General features: G+C 43.1%; 17 protein-coding genes. 4 read left to right on the top strand and 13 right to left on the bottom strand.

All coding sequences use genetic code 11. The annotated features are described in order from the left end of the window. Window positions 1–16: 16 nt before the first annotated feature. Together F9817_RS02580 and F9817_RS02575 are read right to left on the bottom strand one after the other, a co-directional pair. Window positions 17–715, bottom strand: coding sequence for an LrgB family protein (locus F9817_RS02580; protein ID WP_161153402.1), 699 nt, complete (start codon window positions 713–715; stop codon window positions 17–19). A gap of 1 nt (window position 716) precedes the next feature. Beyond that, complete coding sequence (locus tag F9817_RS02575) at window positions 717–1,136, bottom strand: CidA/LrgA family protein (RefSeq protein WP_161153401.1); 420 nt, start codon at window positions 1,134–1,136, stop codon at window positions 717–719. Between the two features lie 127 nt (window positions 1,137–1,263). Between F9817_RS02575 and F9817_RS02570 the strand changes: the two genes are divergently transcribed. After that, window positions 1,264–2,163, top strand: a complete 900-nt coding sequence (locus F9817_RS02570; protein ID WP_161153400.1) for a LysR family transcriptional regulator — start codon at window positions 1,264–1,266, stop codon at window positions 2,161–2,163. A 601-nt stretch (window positions 2,164–2,764) separates the two neighbouring features. Beyond that, entirely contained in the window at window positions 2,765–3,214 is a 450-nt protein-coding gene (gene fcrX / locus F9817_RS02565) for a ferric iron uptake transcriptional regulator FcrX (RefSeq protein WP_161153399.1), read from the top strand. Between the two features lie 47 nt (window positions 3,215–3,261). On the opposite strand, the gene F9817_RS02560 is transcribed toward fcrX, so the two are convergent. The 3 genes from F9817_RS02560 to fabB all read right to left on the bottom strand — a co-directional run bounded on the left by F9817_RS02560 (window position 3,262) and on the right by fabB (window position 6,772). Further along, window positions 3,262–4,275: an aspartate-semialdehyde dehydrogenase gene (locus tag F9817_RS02560; protein ID WP_161153398.1), complete on the bottom strand. Its 1,014-nt coding sequence runs from the start codon at window positions 4,273–4,275 to the stop codon at window positions 3,262–3,264. Beyond that, complete coding sequence (locus F9817_RS02555) at window positions 4,275–5,405, bottom strand: 4-phosphoerythronate dehydrogenase (protein ID WP_161153397.1); 1,131 nt, start codon at window positions 5,403–5,405, stop codon at window positions 4,275–4,277. Before F9817_RS02555 ends, F9817_RS02560 begins: the two co-directional genes overlap by 1 nt. A gap of 155 nt (window positions 5,406–5,560) precedes the next feature. After that, a complete protein-coding gene (fabB, locus tag F9817_RS02550) occupies window positions 5,561–6,772 on the bottom strand; it encodes a beta-ketoacyl-ACP synthase I (protein WP_161153396.1) in 1,212 nt (403 codons plus the stop codon). A 127-nt stretch (window positions 6,773–6,899) separates the two neighbouring features. Here fabB and mnmC point away from each other — a divergent pair, with 127 nt between their 5' ends. Next, on the top strand, window positions 6,900–8,912 hold the full coding sequence (mnmC, locus tag F9817_RS02545; RefSeq protein ID WP_161153395.1) for a bifunctional tRNA (5-methylaminomethyl-2-thiouridine)(34)-methyltransferase MnmC2/FAD-dependent 5-carboxymethylaminomethyl-2-thiouridine(34) oxidoreductase MnmC1: 2,013 nt from the start codon (window positions 6,900–6,902) through the stop codon (window positions 8,910–8,912). Between the two features lie 50 nt (window positions 8,913–8,962). Here mnmC and F9817_RS02540 read toward each other — a convergent pair whose 3' ends face one another. The 7 genes from F9817_RS02540 to prmB all read right to left on the bottom strand — a co-directional run bounded on the left by F9817_RS02540 (window position 8,963) and on the right by prmB (window position 16,319). Next, on the bottom strand, window positions 8,963–10,858 hold the full coding sequence (locus tag F9817_RS02540) for a TRAP transporter permease (RefSeq protein WP_161153394.1): 1,896 nt from the start codon (window positions 10,856–10,858) through the stop codon (window positions 8,963–8,965). Window positions 10,859–11,084: 226 nt separating this feature from the next. After that, window positions 11,085–12,020, bottom strand: coding sequence for a TAXI family TRAP transporter solute-binding subunit (locus tag F9817_RS02535; protein WP_161153393.1), 936 nt, complete (start codon window positions 12,018–12,020; stop codon window positions 11,085–11,087). Between the two features lie 390 nt (window positions 12,021–12,410). Next, entirely contained in the window at window positions 12,411–12,938 is a 528-nt protein-coding gene (locus tag F9817_RS02530) for an NADPH-dependent FMN reductase (protein ID WP_161153392.1), read from the bottom strand. 212 nt (window positions 12,939–13,150) lie between these two features. Further along, window positions 13,151–13,420, bottom strand: a complete 270-nt coding sequence (locus F9817_RS02525; RefSeq protein WP_161153391.1) for a YfcL family protein — start codon at window positions 13,418–13,420, stop codon at window positions 13,151–13,153. 31 nt (window positions 13,421–13,451) lie between these two features. Then, window positions 13,452–13,982, bottom strand: coding sequence for an elongation factor P hydroxylase (locus tag F9817_RS02520; RefSeq protein WP_161153390.1), 531 nt, complete (start codon window positions 13,980–13,982; stop codon window positions 13,452–13,454). A 124-nt stretch (window positions 13,983–14,106) separates the two neighbouring features. Continuing rightward, a complete protein-coding gene (gene aroC / locus F9817_RS02515) occupies window positions 14,107–15,192 on the bottom strand; it encodes a chorismate synthase (protein ID WP_161153389.1) in 1,086 nt (361 codons plus the stop codon). Between the two features lie 194 nt (window positions 15,193–15,386). Next, window positions 15,387–16,319, bottom strand: a complete 933-nt coding sequence (gene prmB / locus F9817_RS02510) for a 50S ribosomal protein L3 N(5)-glutamine methyltransferase (RefSeq protein ID WP_161153388.1) — start codon at window positions 16,317–16,319, stop codon at window positions 15,387–15,389. Between the two features lie 63 nt (window positions 16,320–16,382). Here prmB and smrB point away from each other — a divergent pair, with 63 nt between their 5' ends. Continuing rightward, complete coding sequence (gene smrB, locus F9817_RS02505; RefSeq protein ID WP_161153387.1) at window positions 16,383–16,937, top strand: endonuclease SmrB; 555 nt, start codon at window positions 16,383–16,385, stop codon at window positions 16,935–16,937. A gap of 11 nt (window positions 16,938–16,948) precedes the next feature. Here smrB and flhB read toward each other — a convergent pair whose 3' ends face one another. Next, a complete protein-coding gene (flhB, locus tag F9817_RS02500; RefSeq protein ID WP_161153386.1) occupies window positions 16,949–18,079 on the bottom strand; it encodes a flagellar biosynthesis protein FlhB in 1,131 nt (376 codons plus the stop codon). Between the last annotated feature and the right edge of the window lie 6 nt (window positions 18,080–18,085).

The following is an 18,085-nucleotide window of genomic DNA, read 5'->3' as shown; positions in this document are numbered from 1 at the left end:
AATGCACTCTACCCTATTACCATAAAATAGGCCCTAGAAATGGTGCTAACAAAACCGTAACCATGCCAGCAATCATCATAACTACACTCGATACTACTCCTTCAGAACTGCCAATTTGGTAAGCCTTCGCCGTTCCCGCACCATGCGCAGAAGCACCAAGGCTCACCCCTTTCCCTAATCGAGAACGGATAGATAAAATCGTTAGGATACCTTCACCAACAGCCATCCCAATTAAACCTGTCATCACCACAAATAAAGCCGCTAAATCTGTTTTTCCACCTACCGACTTCGTTGCTTCAACAGCAAACGGCGTGGTAATTGAACGCATAGCTAAGCTACGTTGCAAAATTTCTGGTAAATGAAACAATCTTGCTAACAGAACGGTACTGCTCACAGCAACTAATACCGACACGCAAACACCAACAGAAAGTGACAACCAATGGCGATAGATTAATTCACGATTATCATAAACAGGAATAGCAAATGCGACTGTTGCAGGACCAAGCATCCATAAGAGCCAGTGCGAGTCCTCAATATAAGATTGATACGGTATATGAAAACACATTACCACTAGCACTAATAATAGTGGCGACAAAAACAGAGGCATTAAAAAAATTGTGCGTTTATGACCATACGCCCACTTACTCGCATAGTAAAATAAGACGGTCATAATGAAACAAAGCGCACCTAACCCATAATGAGACAAAAAATCCATTTTAGCGGCCTGCCTTAGCTAAAGCATGACGGTTACTCTTGCGTCGTGACAAACTCAATTCTAAGCGATAAATTCTATCAACGACCAACGCTGTGATTGCGATAACGAGGATCGTGCTAAGCACTAACACTGCGATAATCTGCAACCCCTCTTGTTCCATCAACTGCTGGTAATTCACCACAGCCACGACAGCAGGAACAAAGAACAACAACATCTCAGCCAATAACCAAGTCGCCCCTCTACGTAACCAGTTAACGTTAACCATTTTGCTAAACACCAAAATTAGCAACAGCAACATTCCTGTTAAGTTAGATGGTAAAGGCAAATGCAGCAATTTAACCAAATAATCTGCGGCAAACCAAATCCCTGAAAGCACGACAATCTGAAAGATCGTCAGTAAGCTACCACCCATTTTATTCATTGCTATTCATATCCATTTTGTGAATTCAATCACAGTATAAGGATGCCCTAAACCATCATAAAATGAATTTTTATTATCAAAAACATGCCAAAATGGCATACATTAAAAATCCGTTTAAGGTTGTGTTATGGACATCAAAGCACTGCGCTATTTTGTCGAATTAGTTAATCAAAAAAGTTTTACTAAAGCGTCTGAACGCTTGTATGTTACTCAACCTACCATCAGTAAAATGATTCGTAATTTGGAGCAATCCATTACTCAACCGCTATTACATCGAGATGGTCGCCGTTTTTGGTTAACAGATAGTGGTGAAGTCGTTTACCAACGAGCATTGCATATCCTTGAACAAATGGACCAACTCAAAGCCGAGCTCATTGATTTAAATGAGCTAAAAACGGGACATTTACGGTTAGGGATCCCGCCAATGGTCGGCCATTTATATGCCGGAATTATACGCAGGTATCGTCAAATGTATCCAAACATTGAATTAACCATTGTGGAATATGGTGGAAGAAAAATTGAACAGGCGTTAATTGATGGTGAATTAGATGTAGCAATGACGATGCTCACACCAAATAACAATCATTGTTTAGCCAACCTACCTCTTGATGGTTACTCTGTTAATGCTGTACTCCCCGATAATGACCACTGGCGTTCCCATGAAACAATTTGTTGGGAGTCTTTAAAAGATGAGCCTTTTTATTTATATACTGAAGAGTTTACTTTAAGTGACTATATTCATCATTTATGTCGTCAAGCCCATTTTGAACCTCAGGTATTAGCACGCAGTAGCCAATGGGACTTCTTAGTGGCCTTGGTAAAAAGTGGGATTGGAGTCGCGTTTTTACCAGAACCACTGTGCCAGCGAATACACGACCAAGGCGTTTTAGTGAAGCCCATTACTCCTTCGATTGAATGGCGTTTGGGCGTTATTTGGCATAAAGAACGTTATGTTTCAAAAACGGCGGAAGCATGGATTAGCTTATGCGAAGAATATATATCCCAACATAGCCATAAAAATGAATGACAACATTCAATTCACTACAATATAGGTAAGATAACCTTAAACCTTAAGAAGGTGCTGGCATATTTGATCTTGGGTAAAACACCGATAAATTTTACTGTTATTTAGCACTCCATCGCACACAACCTTTTTAATCAATGCTAAACTGTAACGAGTTTTATTTGCAATTAAACTGAAGTGTTTATTTTTAATTAAAAAGTGTTACCTATTAATGTCATTGGTAAAACCTATTAAAAATAAAAGAAACACGAAAGTTAGCAAATATTAATCACCTAAATAAGCAGGAAGCGTACACATAACGCGGTAGAACTCAGATAGTCGAATTACTAAAAAAATTATTTAATATTAGTGTTTTATAATATTTAGCTATAATAAACCAATCGAAAAATCGGTTGTCTAACGCTAAATGATACCTGTAACAGTTTACATGAGCTTAAGAGTAAATACGGAATTGGTTGCTTAACATTTCGCACAAAAATGACTTTTAACGCGAAACTCAGTAGTAACCCTTTGAACTTCGTGGTTTATTGTTTTGGTCTACTCACCTATAATACGGGCAACACTGACTTCTGTTATTTACTGCAGATCATCAACGGGAAACTATATGTCAGATAACAACCAAGCGCTAAAGGATGCTGGTCTTAAAGTAACCCTTCCAAGGCTTAAGATTCTAGAAGTATTACAGCAACCTGAGTGCCAGCATATTAGTGCTGAAGAGCTCTACAAGAAATTGATAGATCTCGGCGAAGAAATTGGTCTCGCGACAGTGTATCGCGTGTTAAACCAATTTGATGATGCAGGTATCGTGACCCGCCACCACTTCGAAGGTGGTAAATCTGTATTTGAACTATCAACACAACATCACCACGACCACCTCGTGTGTCTAGATTGTGGTGCCGTGATTGAATTCTCTGACGAGGTTATCGAACGTCGTCAACGTGAAATTGCCGCTGAATACAACGTAGAATTGACTAACCACAGTCTTTACTTGTACGGCAAATGTGCTGATGGTTCTTGCAAAGAGAACCCTAAAGCACACAAAGGCAACAAATAAAAAAAACCACCCTCGGGTGGTTTTTTTATACCGATAAAAGCATCTCGTTACAGGTAATCTCTCACCAACACTTCCGCAATTTGTACAGCGTTTGTTGCCGCACCTTTACGTACGTTATCAGCAACAACCCACATGTTAATGCCACTGTGGTGACTGATATCTTCACGAATACGTCCGACCATTACATGGTCTTTACCGCCAGCATCACGTACTTGGGTTGGAAACTCTTCACCAAGGAATAACTCGATGCCTTCTTGTTGCTCTAGTAAGTTAATCACTTGCTCAGCACCAATTGGTGCACAAGTTTCAATATGCACGGCTTCAGCATGCCCGTAAAAGACAGGAACACGTACACACGTTGGATTCACACGAATGCTTTGGTCTGCAAAAATCTTTTCTGTTTCCCACACCATTTTCATTTCTTCTTTGGTGTAGCCGTTTTCCATAAAATCATCGATTTGAGGAATACAGTTAAACGCGATTTGCTGACGGAACGCTTCATTTTCAGCAGGCATACCATTGAGTAGTTTCGCTGTTTGCCCAGCTAATTCATCAATGCCTTTTTTACCTGCACCTGATACGGATTGGTAAGTCGTTACGTTAATACGTTCAATGCCTACTTCATCATGAATCGGTTTTAAAGCGACCAACATCTGAATCGTTGAACAGTTTGGGTTGGCAATGATATTCCGGTTACGGAATTCAGCGATCGCAGTTGGGTTCACTTCAGGAATGACTAAAGGTACATCATAGTCATAGCGAAACTGTGACGTGTTATCGATGACAACCACACCGTTATCTGCTGCGATAGGTGCCCACTGAGCAGAAAGCTCAGAACCAGCAGAGAACAAGGCAATATGCACTTGAGTCCAGTCAAAGTCTTCGACATTTTCAACGGTCAATGTTTTGCCGTTAAAACGGTAGTGTTTACCTTCGCTGCGTTCACTTGCCAATAAATATAAATTACCGACAGGAAACTTACGCTCCTGCAGAATTTCTATCATGGTTTCGCCCACAGCGCCAGTTGCGCCTAAAATCGCAACATTAAATTCTTGGCTCATTATTTAACCTCAATATTGAAACCTAGTTTGGCCAGTGGTGACAAATCACATGTGTCATCACCTACCAAAGTGACTGCGCTATATTCACGTCTATCCCAGTATTGTTTGCGCATTTTATCAAATGCGCCTGGGTGACGAATTTCGCGTCTAAACAGCGCGTCATCCTTACGCACATCATAAATCAGTTGAGTCAGTGAAAACAGCGCTGCTTCATCCCACTCACGGGAAAGATGCATGGTTGGAACAGGTGCTGTTGGCAATAACTCACTCGCATTAGCAGTTAAATCGCTACCAATAAACTCGCAGTATGAGTTAAAAATCATGGTTGTACCACGCGCTTTCCCTTCTAAACCATATCCTGCAACATGAGGAGTAGTGAAAGCGACCAAAGGTAATAGCTCCATATCAACTTCTGGTTCAAACTCAAAGACATCTAACGCTGCAGTAAAACCATCGTAGGCCAATAAACGTTGTTTTAACGCGTCATTGTTGACGATAGGACCACGCGCAGCATTAATTAAAATTTGATCAGCGCGTAGTTGGTTCAGCACCGTTTCATCAAACATATGATGAGTCGGCCATTCACCATCAGTCGTAATTGGTGTATGCACCGTAATCACATCAGCTTGCTCTAATAGTGTAGCTAATGGCGTAAAATTGCGCGTGTCGCCTTGAGCTTGCTTAGGTGGATCGTTAAGAAAAACCTCAATGCCTAAGCCCGTCAAACAATCATGCAAATAACTACCGACTTGCCCTGCCCCAATGATGCCAACTTTCTTATCAAAAATTGAAAATCCTTGTTGCTGAGCTAATACCATCAACACGCTCACTACGTACTCAGCCACGCCAACTTTGTTACAACCAGGAGCAGCAGTAAAGAAAATGCCCCGCTCAGCAAGTAATTCTTGGTCAACGTGATCCATACCTGCCGTAGCAGTACCGACAAATTTGAGTTTATTCGCTTTAGCCAGTAGCGCTTCATCTACTTTCGTTACAGAGCGAATCATTAAAGCATCGATATCAACCAAATCCTCGGCTGACAAGGTGCGTCCAGGCTTTAAAATAACCTCACCAAGCTGACTGAATAGTGACTCGGCATAAGGCATATTTTCATCGATTAGTATTTTCATAATTGCTTCTATTCATTGACACTGGAGGCATTGTGCAAAAAAGCATGCAAAGTGTCGAGAATAAAAATGCCCGTTACCAAAAGGTAACGGGCATAAATACAGTCAATCACCAAAGTAGATAAGGTATTTCTACCTGATGATGAGCAGCTTATATATTAAGCTTGGTATTTTTTGATGATAAGCGTTGCGTTAGTACCGCCAAAACCAAAGCTGTTAGACATAACAGTGGTTAGCTCTTGCTCACGCATGTCAGTCACGATATCTAGACCTTGCGCAGCTTCATCAAGTTCTTCTACGTTGATGCTTGGTGCAACAAAACCATGCTCAAGCATTAGCGTTGAGTAAATAGCTTCGTGAACACCAGCTGCACCCAATGCGTGACCAGTCATCGCTTTAGTTGCAGAGATCGCTGGGCTATTGCCACCGAACACGTCTTGAATAGCGCCCAGTTCTTTCACATCACCAACAGGAGTAGAAGTACCGTGAGTGTTTACGTAATCTACGCTATCGACATTTTGCATTGCCATCTTCATACAACGTACAGCACCTTCACCAGATGGCGCGACCATGTCGTAGCCATCAGATGTTGCGCCGTAACCGACAACTTCACCGTAGATTTTTGCTCCACGCGCTAAAGCATGCTCTAGCTCTTCAAGCACAACCATACCGCCGCCGCCAGAGATAACAAAACCATCACGGTTAGCATCGTAAGTACGTGACGCTTTTTCTGGTGTCTCATTGTATTTAGTTGATAGAGCGCCCATCGCGTCGAACATCATGGTTAGAGTCCAATCAAGTTCTTCACCACCACCAGCGAACACAACGTCTTGTTTACCCAATTGGATAAGTTCCATTGCATTACCAATACAGTGTGCAGAAGTAGCACACGCAGAGCTGATTGAGTAGTTAACACCACGGATTTTGAATGGTGTAGCCAAACAAGCTGAAACTGTTGAAGACATGGTACGTGGCACCATGTATGGACCGATACGTTTAACGCCTTTAGCGCGTAATGTGTCCACAGCAGCAGCTTGGTTTAATGATGAAGCACCACCAGAACCTGCGATAATACCTGTACGGTCGTTAGAGACTTGCTCTGGAGCTAGACCAGAATCATTAATCGCTTGTTCTAATGCTAGGTATGCGTATGCAGCCGCATCACCCATGAAACGCATTTGCTTGCGGTCAATATGTTCAGCAGGGTTGATTTTCAGGTCGCCCCACACTTGAGAGCGAAGGCCTTGCTCTTTAAATTGCTCTGAAGCGGTAATACCTGATTTGCCTGCTTTTAGAGACGCTAAAACTTCTTCGACGTTGTTACCGATACTTGAAATAATCCCCATACCGGTGATTACGACTCGTTTCATGTGACATTCCTATAATTCAAAATTCAGCTAGATGATAACAGAGAAAGGATAACAAAAGTGGTCAGCTTTCCCATAAATCCGTACAATCTTAACCATCTTTTGCCTGTTTTCATAGAAATCATCGATTATGACTTCCATTACACATGCTCAGCTCGACTGGAACGATGCTGGCACACCTGTCTCAGACCAATTCGACGACGTTTACTTTTCTAACGTTAATGGCTTAGAAGAAACGCGCTACGTCTTCCTTACCCAAAACCACCTTCCAGAACGATGGTTAACCTTTGAACGCAAACACTTCGTTGTTGCCGAAACTGGCTTTGGCACCGGATTAAACTTCTTGGCTTTATGGCAATGGTTTGATGCCTTCAAAGCACAACATCCAGATTCCTCTGTTGAGTCTTTACATTTTATCAGCTTTGAGAAGTATCCACTGAGTAAAGATGATTTAATTAAAGCACATCAATCATGGCCTGAGTTGGCTGATTACGCCAAACAATTACAAGAATACTATCCACCCGCGGTTCCTGAGTGTCACAGAATAATCCTTGCCGATGGTGCCATCACGCTAGATTTATGGTTTGGTGATATTAAAGATTGTCTCCCGAGTGTACCAACACCTAAAACAGGTCTGGTCGACGCTTGGTTTTTAGATGGCTTTGCGCCAAGTAAAAACCCTGAGATGTGGAATCAGGAGCTATTTAACGGCATGGTCAAAATGGCTCGCCAAGAATGTACTGTCGCCACGTTCACCGCAGCTGGTTTTGTACGTCGAGGCCTAATTGAAGCTGGTTTTACAATGAAAAAAGACAAAGGTTTCGGCACAAAACGCGATATGATCATTGGTAGCCTTAACGAAAAAACACCGTATACCAATATCAAACCTTGGTTTGAACGTCATGGCACTGACGACTTATCAGATGTCGCCATTATTGGTGGCGGTATTGCCAGTGCAACTCTGGCTGAGGCACTGGCACGACGCAATATTAAAGTGACGCTTTACTGTGCAGATTCTAAACCAGCACAAGGTGCGTCAGGTAACCGCCAAGGAGCAGTCTATCCACTGCTTAATGGAAACCATAAAGATGTGTCGCGCGTTTTCGCCCCCGCGTTTCTTTACGCTCACCAACGTTTTTCTGAATTAGCTAAATCCATCGAATATGATCACGCCTGGTGCGGCGTAACGCAATTAATGTGGGATGAGAAATCGAGTAAAAAGTTATCTCACCTGCTCAATGACCAATTCGATCATGAGCTAGTAACCGGATTAACCCCCGCAGACACCGATCGTGTAACCGGTGTTGATATTGGCATGCCTGCTATCTCCTACCCATTAGGCGGCTGGCTGTCACCTGCACAGTTGACCCAAGGCTTAATCACTCAACTTGAAACCAGTGGTCAGTTAAGCACTCGTTATCAGTGCCCTGTGACCGATTTAACCCATAAAGATGGGCAATGGCAACTATCCAATGGCGAACAGGTGTTTCACCATCAAGCGGTTGTCGTGGCGACAGGGCATCATTTTGATGCATTTGAACAGACCCAAGCCATTCCATTGAGTAAAGTGAAAGGTCAGGTCAGTCACATTCCAACCAATGAGCAGATTGGCGCACTTAAAACGGTTCTCTGCTACGACGGGTATATGACACCAGTGAACCCCAAAAACCAACATCACTGTATCGGCGCGAGTTATCATCGTTGCCAAACCGATACCGAGTTTGATCCTCAAGCTCAAGAGGAAAACGCGCAGCGTTTAATCCATTGCTTACCCGGTAAAGAATGGGCAACCCGTGCTGATACCAGTAGCAATGAATCTCGTCAGGGTGTGCGTTGTGTCAGTCGCGATCATCTCCCTTTTGTCGGTAATGTCGGTATCTATGACACCATAATCTCTGACTATCAGAATTTACACTATATGGAAGAAAACCAAGTATCGCCGGTCGCCCAATACCCAGATTTATACGCGTTTCTTGGTTTAGGCGCGCGTGGTTTGAGCTCCTCACCACTGATGGCAGAAATGCTTGCGGCGCAAATGTGCCAAGAGCCACTACCCTTACCAAATTCGGTATTAGAAACCCTCCATCCAAGTAGAATGTGGGTAAGAAAACTGAGAAAAGGCAAAGCCATCGTTGAGCGTTAACAAGTGAAAAGGACCAGATTTGGTCCTTTTTTACTTATCCCCAACTGACCTTAAGATGCAGGGTTCCCAATAATATGGTGTCTCGCATTATAGAAAGTTAACCCTATAACCACTAACATCGCCACAATACGAATCGTATCAGTCGCAAATAATACTGTTAATGCCATCACCAAGAGGATTAAACGCTCAGGAAGGCTCAACACTTTAACTAAACGACCTTCAATGCCACCAGCAAAGGCAACGAACAGTGTAATAGTGGCAATAATCGATACCAGAAAGTGCCAAATAGATTCGTCACCGATAAAGATCAATCCAGAAAATGCCATCATCGCTGGAATTAAAAAGAAACCCTGTGCCAATTTAAACGCTTGCACTGCCGACTTCATCGGTGATGCATTGGCGATCCCTGCCCCAGCAAACGCCGCCAAAGCAATCGGAGGAGTCACATTCGAGGTTTGAGATAACCAAAATACAATCATATGCGCTGCAAGTAGCCCTACATCAAATTTCATTAACGCAGGTACCGCCATAATCGATAAAACAATGTAAGCGGCGGTAACAGGTAGTCCCATTCCCAAAATAACGGCAGCAAGAGCAATCAGCGCTAATACCGACCACAAATAGCCGCCTGACATCGCAATAAGAAACTGCGTAAATTGCAGTCCAATCCCCGTTTGCCCCACGACCCCAACCACGATACCTGCTGTAGCGCAAGCAACTGAAATTGGTAACGCTAATAAAGCGCCCTCACGCATACCTAAGATAATTGGTTTTAGTCCAATCCTACTTGAACGGCGCAACATGGCGGCCACCAATATTGCGACACAGCCAGCAACGCCAACTAAGACCGGCGAATAACTCATGAGCAGCAAGACAGTAATAAGCACCAATGGCACTAAAAAGTGCCAACCCTGCGCCATTACAGTACGCATCTGCTCTGTTTTACTCATCCCTTCTAGGCCGAGTTTACAAGCCATTAAATGGACGTAAAGCAGGGTACACATAAAATACAAAATGGCAGGAGCAATGGAAACGAGCAAGATATCGCTGTAGGCAATACCGGTAAATTGCGCCATGACAAACGCTCCAGCGCCCATCACAGGAGGCATAATCTGCCCCCCCGTAGACGCGGCAGCTTCAATCCCCGCCGCCTGCTCTGCTTTATAGCCGAGCTTTTTCATCATAGGAATAGTTAAAGCGCCGGTCGTTACTGTATTCGCTATCGCACTACCTGAAATAGACCCCAATGCAGCAGATGCAAGCACACTTGCCTTTGCCGGACCACCTCGATATTTGCCCGCAACCGCAAAGGCCATATCAATAAAAAATTGCCCCGCTCCTGTCACTTGTAAAAAAGCGCCGAACAGAACAAAGATAAACACCACGCCGGCAGCAATAGCTAATGGCGCGCCATAAACACCATTAGTGGAAAAAATATGGAAACGGATAATTTCTTCTAAAGAAAATCCTTTACTGGCTACTGTCGCTGGTAACGCATCACCAAATAACGCATATCCAAGAAAAAGCACCGCAATAAACACCATCACCCAACCAACGGTGCGGCGAGTGGCCTCCATCAAAGCAACGAGCATGACGACGCCGGCACATTGATCAAGTGGCTGTAAACCATCCAATAAGAAGCTAATGTCATCGTAATCAAATTCAGCAATTCTCAATGTTGCCCAGCACGTAATTACGATTAACGCCAGATCAATAGCTCTCCCGGAAAGATAAACCATGACATTTTTTTGGGGTCTAAATAACGGGTGAGTTAAAAACACCAATACCAATACCCAACTAAGATGAACAGGGCGAAATACAGGTGCAGCAAGGTGTGCAGAAATACTCTGCCAAAGTTGAAAAATAGAAAAAGCGACCGCAGCGATGGCGGCAATCACCATAACTAGCTCCGTCGTCTTACGGTTTGTTGTACTGATCTGACTCATTGCTAACTCCATGCATTATGTCAGTAAATATTGTCTAGCCTGCTATATCATCGCGATGCTAAGTGATTGGTTTTAATACCATTCCCAATAGTAGTAAGTACTATTATTACGCAGAAAAATGATTAGATAATGAATAGAATTGGAATCATACATGGCTAGATTACATAAAAAACGCTATCAGCCGTACGAATACGGCTGATCAACATAGTATTTATAAAAACACGAACTACTTAGCAAATTGCTCCTGACGATATTTCTCCGCGCCTGGATGCAAAGCGATACCGTTTAATTTGTTCATATTATCAATGGTGGTGAACTGAGTAACATTAATCACTTTACGAATCTCATCCATATGTTCAAAAGCGATTTTCGTCATCTGGTAAGCCAGTTTGTTATCAAGATTTTTGTTCACCACTAGCACATTCCATACTGCAGGTGCTTTAAAAGCAGGAACTTTATTGTAACTATTTTGCGGTACATCCTGTTCGATATAAGATGGATTGGCAGCGGTGATTTTTTTCAATTCATCGGCAGTAAAGGACAAAATACGAACATCGTGAGTCAACGCTAATTCTGTAATCGCGCCCACGCCAAGGCTACCCACAATCACTCCCGCATCAATCTGACCATTAGCAATCGCGTTTGTCGTCGCGGTGTAATTAAGTGATTGAGCGCGAATATCACTGGTAGAAATGCCGAGTGTTTGCAAAATATTGGTCGCACTTACACGAGTACCGGATCCAGGCGCTCCCAATGAGACCTTTTTGCCTTTTAAATCTTGAATCGAATGAATATCTGAATCAGCAGGCACGATAAACTGAACCACGTTAGGATACAGAGCGAATAAAACAGACACGCCCATCTTACGAGGGAAAGGCTTTTGTCCATTTGCGGCTTGTAAAACAACATTACCTTGCGATACGCCAACTAATTGCTTACCAGTTGCCACCTTAATCGTATTTTCCACCGATGCAGCAGTCACTTCGGCACGCATATTAAAATCTGGAATATTTTCGCTCCATACCTTCGCTAACATGCCACCTAGCGGATAATAGGTTCCACTTTGACTCCCGGTGCCAATGGTATAACTCGCTGAAAATGCAGGCAGCGCAAACAATGTTGCGGCTAGAACTAACAATCCTCGTTTGATCGACTGGTACATACATGTACTCCTTTTTTATAGGTAGGTAACCCAGCAAATTTCGTCCAAATACAACATGTTGCTGAGCTGTATACCCAAATGACCTCAAGATGAGCTCCCGAAGGGCGAGTTTTATTCGCTTCTAGGCTGTGTGACTGATTTTCAACGTAGAATGACTATGTCTTCAAATCAGTGCCTTGCCTAAGGGCGAAACAATTCTCGCTGAAACAGCATCTTGAGGTTACTTGGGTATATTTATAATCCTTTATGGGTATAGTGCATTTATTTATGAAAGAGATTCGGTTTTTCGTCAATCAGACAAAACGAGAAATGAGAGGTATGAGGGAATTTAAATAGAATAAAAACCCACATATTAGGGTTTTTATTCATATTTAGTGATTAGTTATTTATTTAAGCGTTTAACTTTGCCACAGCAGCTTTGATCTCATCAGCGACAGCACTATTCGTTGGCTGACCTTTTTCGAGATCAAAATTATCGTAAAAACTTGCGACAGAAACGGTTGCTTTCACATTACCACCAAAGAAAGGCGCTGACCCTTTTGCGGCAGCTAAAACAGATTGTGCTCCACCTGGGCCAGGTGAAGTGGCTAAATAGACAGCGGGAATATCTTTAAAGACCTTTTGATCAATACGAGTTGACCAATCAAATAGATTTTTATAAGCCGCTGGGTAATGACCATTGTGTTCAGCAAAAGAAATGACCAAGGCATCAGCGGTGGCAATTGCATCGAGAAAGGCTTTGGCGGCTTCTGCTTGTCCAATTTCTTTCTCTTTGTCTTCACTAAACATAGGGACTGGATAATCGTTGATGTCTAACACGGTTACATCCGCGCCAGGGATAAGGTTGGCTGCATATGTTGCCAACGCCTTGTTAATGGAAGTAGAACTGGTACTTGCTCCGTAAGCGATAACCTTCATTTGATTAACCTCGTTAATGGTTGAATATAAAAAGATTAGTCCGACTTACGGTTTGCAACAACCATAAATTTTCCACGTTATTATTCAAAAATTTAAAACTTCAATTTTTATAAATTAAAACCATATTCCCAAATGAAGTGTTTGATGTTCTCTTACGCCCCAAATAAAAATGGAGCCTAATTAGCTCCATTTTTATTCTTTAATTGACTATTTTAAGCGGAAACGTTCGCCAATAACTCCTGCCAAAGCTCATTCACGATCACTCGATCTGCGGGTGTCAGTTCTGAACGAGCATCGTTCAAACTTGCTTCAATACGCTCTTTTAGAACATCCACATCACTGATATTTTCGTCTTCACATGACGCTGCTGATAAAGAGATATGACCACGTAAATAACCACCAGCAAACAACTCATCATCATTAGCAGTCGCGATGCGTTGATCGATGATATCTAACAATTTCTCTTCAAATTCAATAATCATATCTTTCTCGTTAATCCACTTTATAGGCAAATTAAGCCACTAAAAATTGCTCGGCTGACAATGGTGGCGTGTGATAAAACTCGCGTAAAGCTTGGGAAAGCTGTGCCACCCGAGTAGGTAACCCTTGTTCTAATATTCCCATCACTTCACGATGTACGCGCTGCATGAACGCTAATCTGTCAGGCTCACAATCCCCGTTCAAATTATCGCAACTGACATTGAATGGGAATCCTGCGCTCATCGCTATAATCCATTCATACGCTTGCGGACGAACTTCTACATTTTCAAACTGGGCCTGCACTTCTGCAGTTCGTCCATCAGGTTCGTACCAATAACCAAAATCTTCCAGTAAACGCCTTTCCGGCCCTGCCACCAGCCAATGCGCAATTTCATGCAATGCTGAAGCATAGTAGCCTCGAGCAAAAATAATACGGTGATCTGGATGGGATTCATCTGCCGGTAAATAAATCGGCTCATCGCCACCTAGCTCTAATCGCGTTTGGTATTCAGCGTAAAATGTATTATTAAAAATTTGGATAATATCGGTATTTTGATGGGTCATGGACTTATGGGTATAAAATTTCCGTCTACATAGACGGAGAGCATTTTCCAGATTTTCTCGCCAAGGTAAAGGAGAAACAAAAAAGACATCCAAATGGATGCCTTTTGTAACGAACTAACGACGGTTAAATTTGCGGTGTTTCAGTCGTCACATTCGCATTTTGACCGCGATGGCGTAATAAATGATCCATCAGTACAATTGCTAACATCGCTTCTGCAATGGGTACCGCACGAATACCGACGCAAGGATCGTGACGACCTTTCGTAATCAACTGAGTCGCTTCGCCTTGTTTGGTTATCGTATCACCAGGTACGGTAATACTCGACGTTGGCTTAAGTGCAATACTCGCAACAATATTTTGGCCGGTCGAAATCCCACCGAGAATACCGCCAGCATGGTTACTCCCAAAGCCTTGAGGGCTGAGTGGATCGCGATGTTGGCTGCCTCGTTGATTCACAACAGCAAAACCATCACCAATTTCAACACCCTTCACCGCATTAATACTCATAAGAGCATGAGCAATGTCGGCATCTAAACGATCAAAGACGGGTTCGCCCAAGCCTACAGGCACTTGTGTAGCGACGACTTCAATCTTAGCACCAATAGAATCGCCATCTTTCTTCAGATCACGAATAAGCTGATCAAATTGCTCAACCTTATCGACATCTGGACAGAAAAACGCGTTGTTTTCAATCTCATCCCAATCGACTTTATCGATGGTCACGTCACCCATTTGCGAAAGGTAAGCACGAATTTCAATACCAAATTCTTGCTTTAAATACTTCTTAGCAATTGCCCCCGCGGCCACTCGCATCGCCGTTTCTCGGGCTGAAGAACGGCCGCCACCACGATAATCGCGAATGCCATATTTTTGATGATAGGTATAGTCGGCATGTCCTGGGCGGAATTTGTCTTTAATCTCAGAATAATCTTTAGAGCGTTGGTCGGTGTTTTCAATCAGTAACCCGATTGAAGTCCCTGTCGTTTGACCTTCAAACACCCCAGAAAGAATTTTCACTTGATCCGGTTCACGGCGTTGAGTGGTATAACGAGAAGTGCCTGGACGACGACGATCCAAGTCTCCCTGCAAATCGGCTTCGCTAATTTCCAGTCCTGGTGGACACCCGTCAACAATACATCCCAGTGCGATACCGTGACTTTCTCCAAAGGTAGTGACCCGGAAGTGTTGTCCGATACTATTTCCTGCCATTCGTTCCTCAATTAAGTGGTTAAAAACCTATTTGGCGATGAGTTTCTAACCAACATTACTATTCTTCGTGGCTCAATAGTCGCTTTATTACGAATTGATGTAAAGCCTTATTCTCCGACAAAGAGAGTAAAAACAAATAACGCCGACCCTAAGGTCGGCGTTATAAAATCATTTAGATTGCTAAGTATCTTAAATTAATCTAGATACAACGAGAATTCATCAGCACAATCCACTAACTGTTGGCGAGTTAACATGAAGACACCGTGACCACCATTTTCAAATTCAATCCAAGTAAATGGGATATTTGGATATTGTTCCATCAGGTGAACCATAGAATTACCCACTTCACAAATCAAAATGGCATTTTCACTCATGTACTTAGGTGCGTTAGCAAACATACGGCGTACTAGTTTCAAGCCATCAGAACCAGCGGCCAAACCAATTTCAGGTTCGTGACGGAATTCCTCAGGCAAGCTCGCCATGTCTTCCTCATCCACATACGGAGGGTTAGACACAATCAGATCGTATTTCACTTCTGGCAAGTCGCGGAACAAGTCAGAACGCATAGGAATCACTTGCTGCTCAAGACCGTGATCTTGAATATTCTGCTCTGCCACTTGCAGCGCATCCAGCGAAATATCAACCGCATCAACTTCTGCATCAGGGAAAGCATAAGCAGTGGCAATAGCAATACAGCCACTTCCGGTACATAAATCCATAATGCGAGTAGGCTCTTCAACTAGCCACGGTTGAAATTGGTTTTGAATGAGCTCACCAATCGGTGAACGTGGAACAAGTACACGCTCATCAACGAAAAATTCAAGGCCACAAAACCAAGCTTTATTCGTTAAATAAGCAACCGGAGTATGGTCGTTAATACGTTTGATAACGCGTTCAACAACACGTAAACGCTCGCTGCTTGTTAAGCGAGAGTTCAATACATGGGGAGGCACATCAATCGGCAAATATAGGGTTGGTAGAACCAATTGCACCGCTTCATCCCACGCATTATCAGTCCCGTGGCCATAAAATAGGTTCGCTGCATTAAAACGGCTGACCGTCCAACGAATCATATCTTGAAGCGTATACAGTTCAGAAACCGCTTCATCGACGAAAATCTTATCCAAATTTGCCTCCAAAAAGCGCTACAATACTGCCAGTTTCGATTAATTAAAGTTTATCTATCCCCAATGAGCAAAAAAGACACCGACTTCAAAAACCAGAATGAATTCGATGGCGTTGACGATTTCGCGTTATTTAAGGATGCAGTAAAGGGCGTAAAAAAGTTGCGTCAGGATACCATAATCCAGCCGCCAAAAAGAAACATTAAACAGAAAGAAATTCGCCGTTCTGTACGAGAAGCCAGCGATAACGACTTTTATTTCTCAGATGAGTTCGTCCCTTTGCTCAGCGATGATGGTCCAACCCGTTATTCTCGCAGTGATATTTCTAAATATGAGCTAAAAAAGTTGCGCCGTGGCGTATACGTGCCGGACGTTTTTCTCGACATGCATGGTATGACACAGCAAGAAGCCAAGCGAGAATTAGGTGCTATGGTGGCTTACTGCATTAGAAATAGTGTCCATTGTGCCTGCGTTCAGCATGGTATCGGGAAGCATATTCTTAAGCAGAAAGTGCCTTTGTGGTTAGCACAACATCCAGAAGTACTGGCTTTTCACCAAGCGCCTTTAGAATTTGGCGGTAACGGAGCATTGTTAGTGCTGTTATCCATTCCAGAAAAATAACGCGACGAAGCCTAATAACGAAAGTCAGGAGGGATTGGCATGTTATTTTCATCCAGCACAGGTCTTTTCCCACCTTTACGACGAAATTGTTTGAGCTGGAATACATAGGCCAGAATCTGTGCCACAGCAACAAAGAGACCATCTGGAATTTCTTGTTCTAGCTCAGTGGTATGATACAGAGCACGGGCAAGAGGTGGCGCTGGCACAATGGCAATATCATGCTCACGTGCCACTTCACGAATCTTCATTGCAATATGATCTACCCCCTTGGCAACCACCACCGGCGCTTTATCCGTATTCTGTTTATAACGCAAAGCCACCGAGAAGTGCTCAGGGTTAGTCACTATGACATCGGCCTGTGGCACATCTGCCATCATACGTCGTTGCGCCGCTTCACGTTGTAACTGCCGAATACGTCCTTTCACTTCCGGTTTACCCTCAGTGTCCTTGTATTCGTCTTTCACTTCCTGCTTAGTCATTTTCAACTGATTGGCGTGCTGCCAAATTTGAAATGGGATATCAATCGCCACAACAACCAACAGTGAACAACTGATCATTAAGATAAAATTAAGCAGAATGGATAAGGCATGGAAAATATTGGACGGAAATGAATCTGTAGCCAGTTCGAATAAGTCTTGCTTTGATGCTTCAATCAAATAAAACGCAACGCCAGCAACCAGTGTCACTTTTAAAATTGATTTTAAAAGCTCCACCCAACTCTGCATACCAAACATGCGTTTAAACCCACTCAGTGGATTCATTTTATTAAATTTGGGCATTGCGGCTTGTGCGGAAAAACTGATCCCCCCCAAGCCGATAGCCCCAATCACAGCAGAAACAAATAACGTAATAAGAATCAGCAATAGCGGCCCAATTAAATGAGTTAAGGCGCCAAGTGCAATATCAAATAGCTTACTTAAATTGAACACTTCTTCGCGGCTCAAACTAAATAAGCGTTTCATCACCACCATTAAGCCTTTGGCTAGCGACTCCCCAAACCACATTAAGGAGACAGCTCCCATCACCAAGACAGCAACAGATGCGAGTTCTTTCGAGCGGGCAACCTGGCCTTTTTCCTTGGCCTGCTGTCGCCTTCGGGGGGTGGCTTCTTCGGTCCTTTCTTGACCGTCTGATTCTGCCATCTCAGC

The sequence above is a fragment of the Vibrio eleionomae genome (genome assembly GCF_009874545.1).
Lineage (GTDB): Bacteria > Pseudomonadota > Gammaproteobacteria > Enterobacterales > Vibrionaceae > Vibrio > Vibrio nitrifigilis.
Note: the sequence above shows the minus strand (reverse complement) of the source record. Positions and strands in the feature narration are given on the sequence as shown.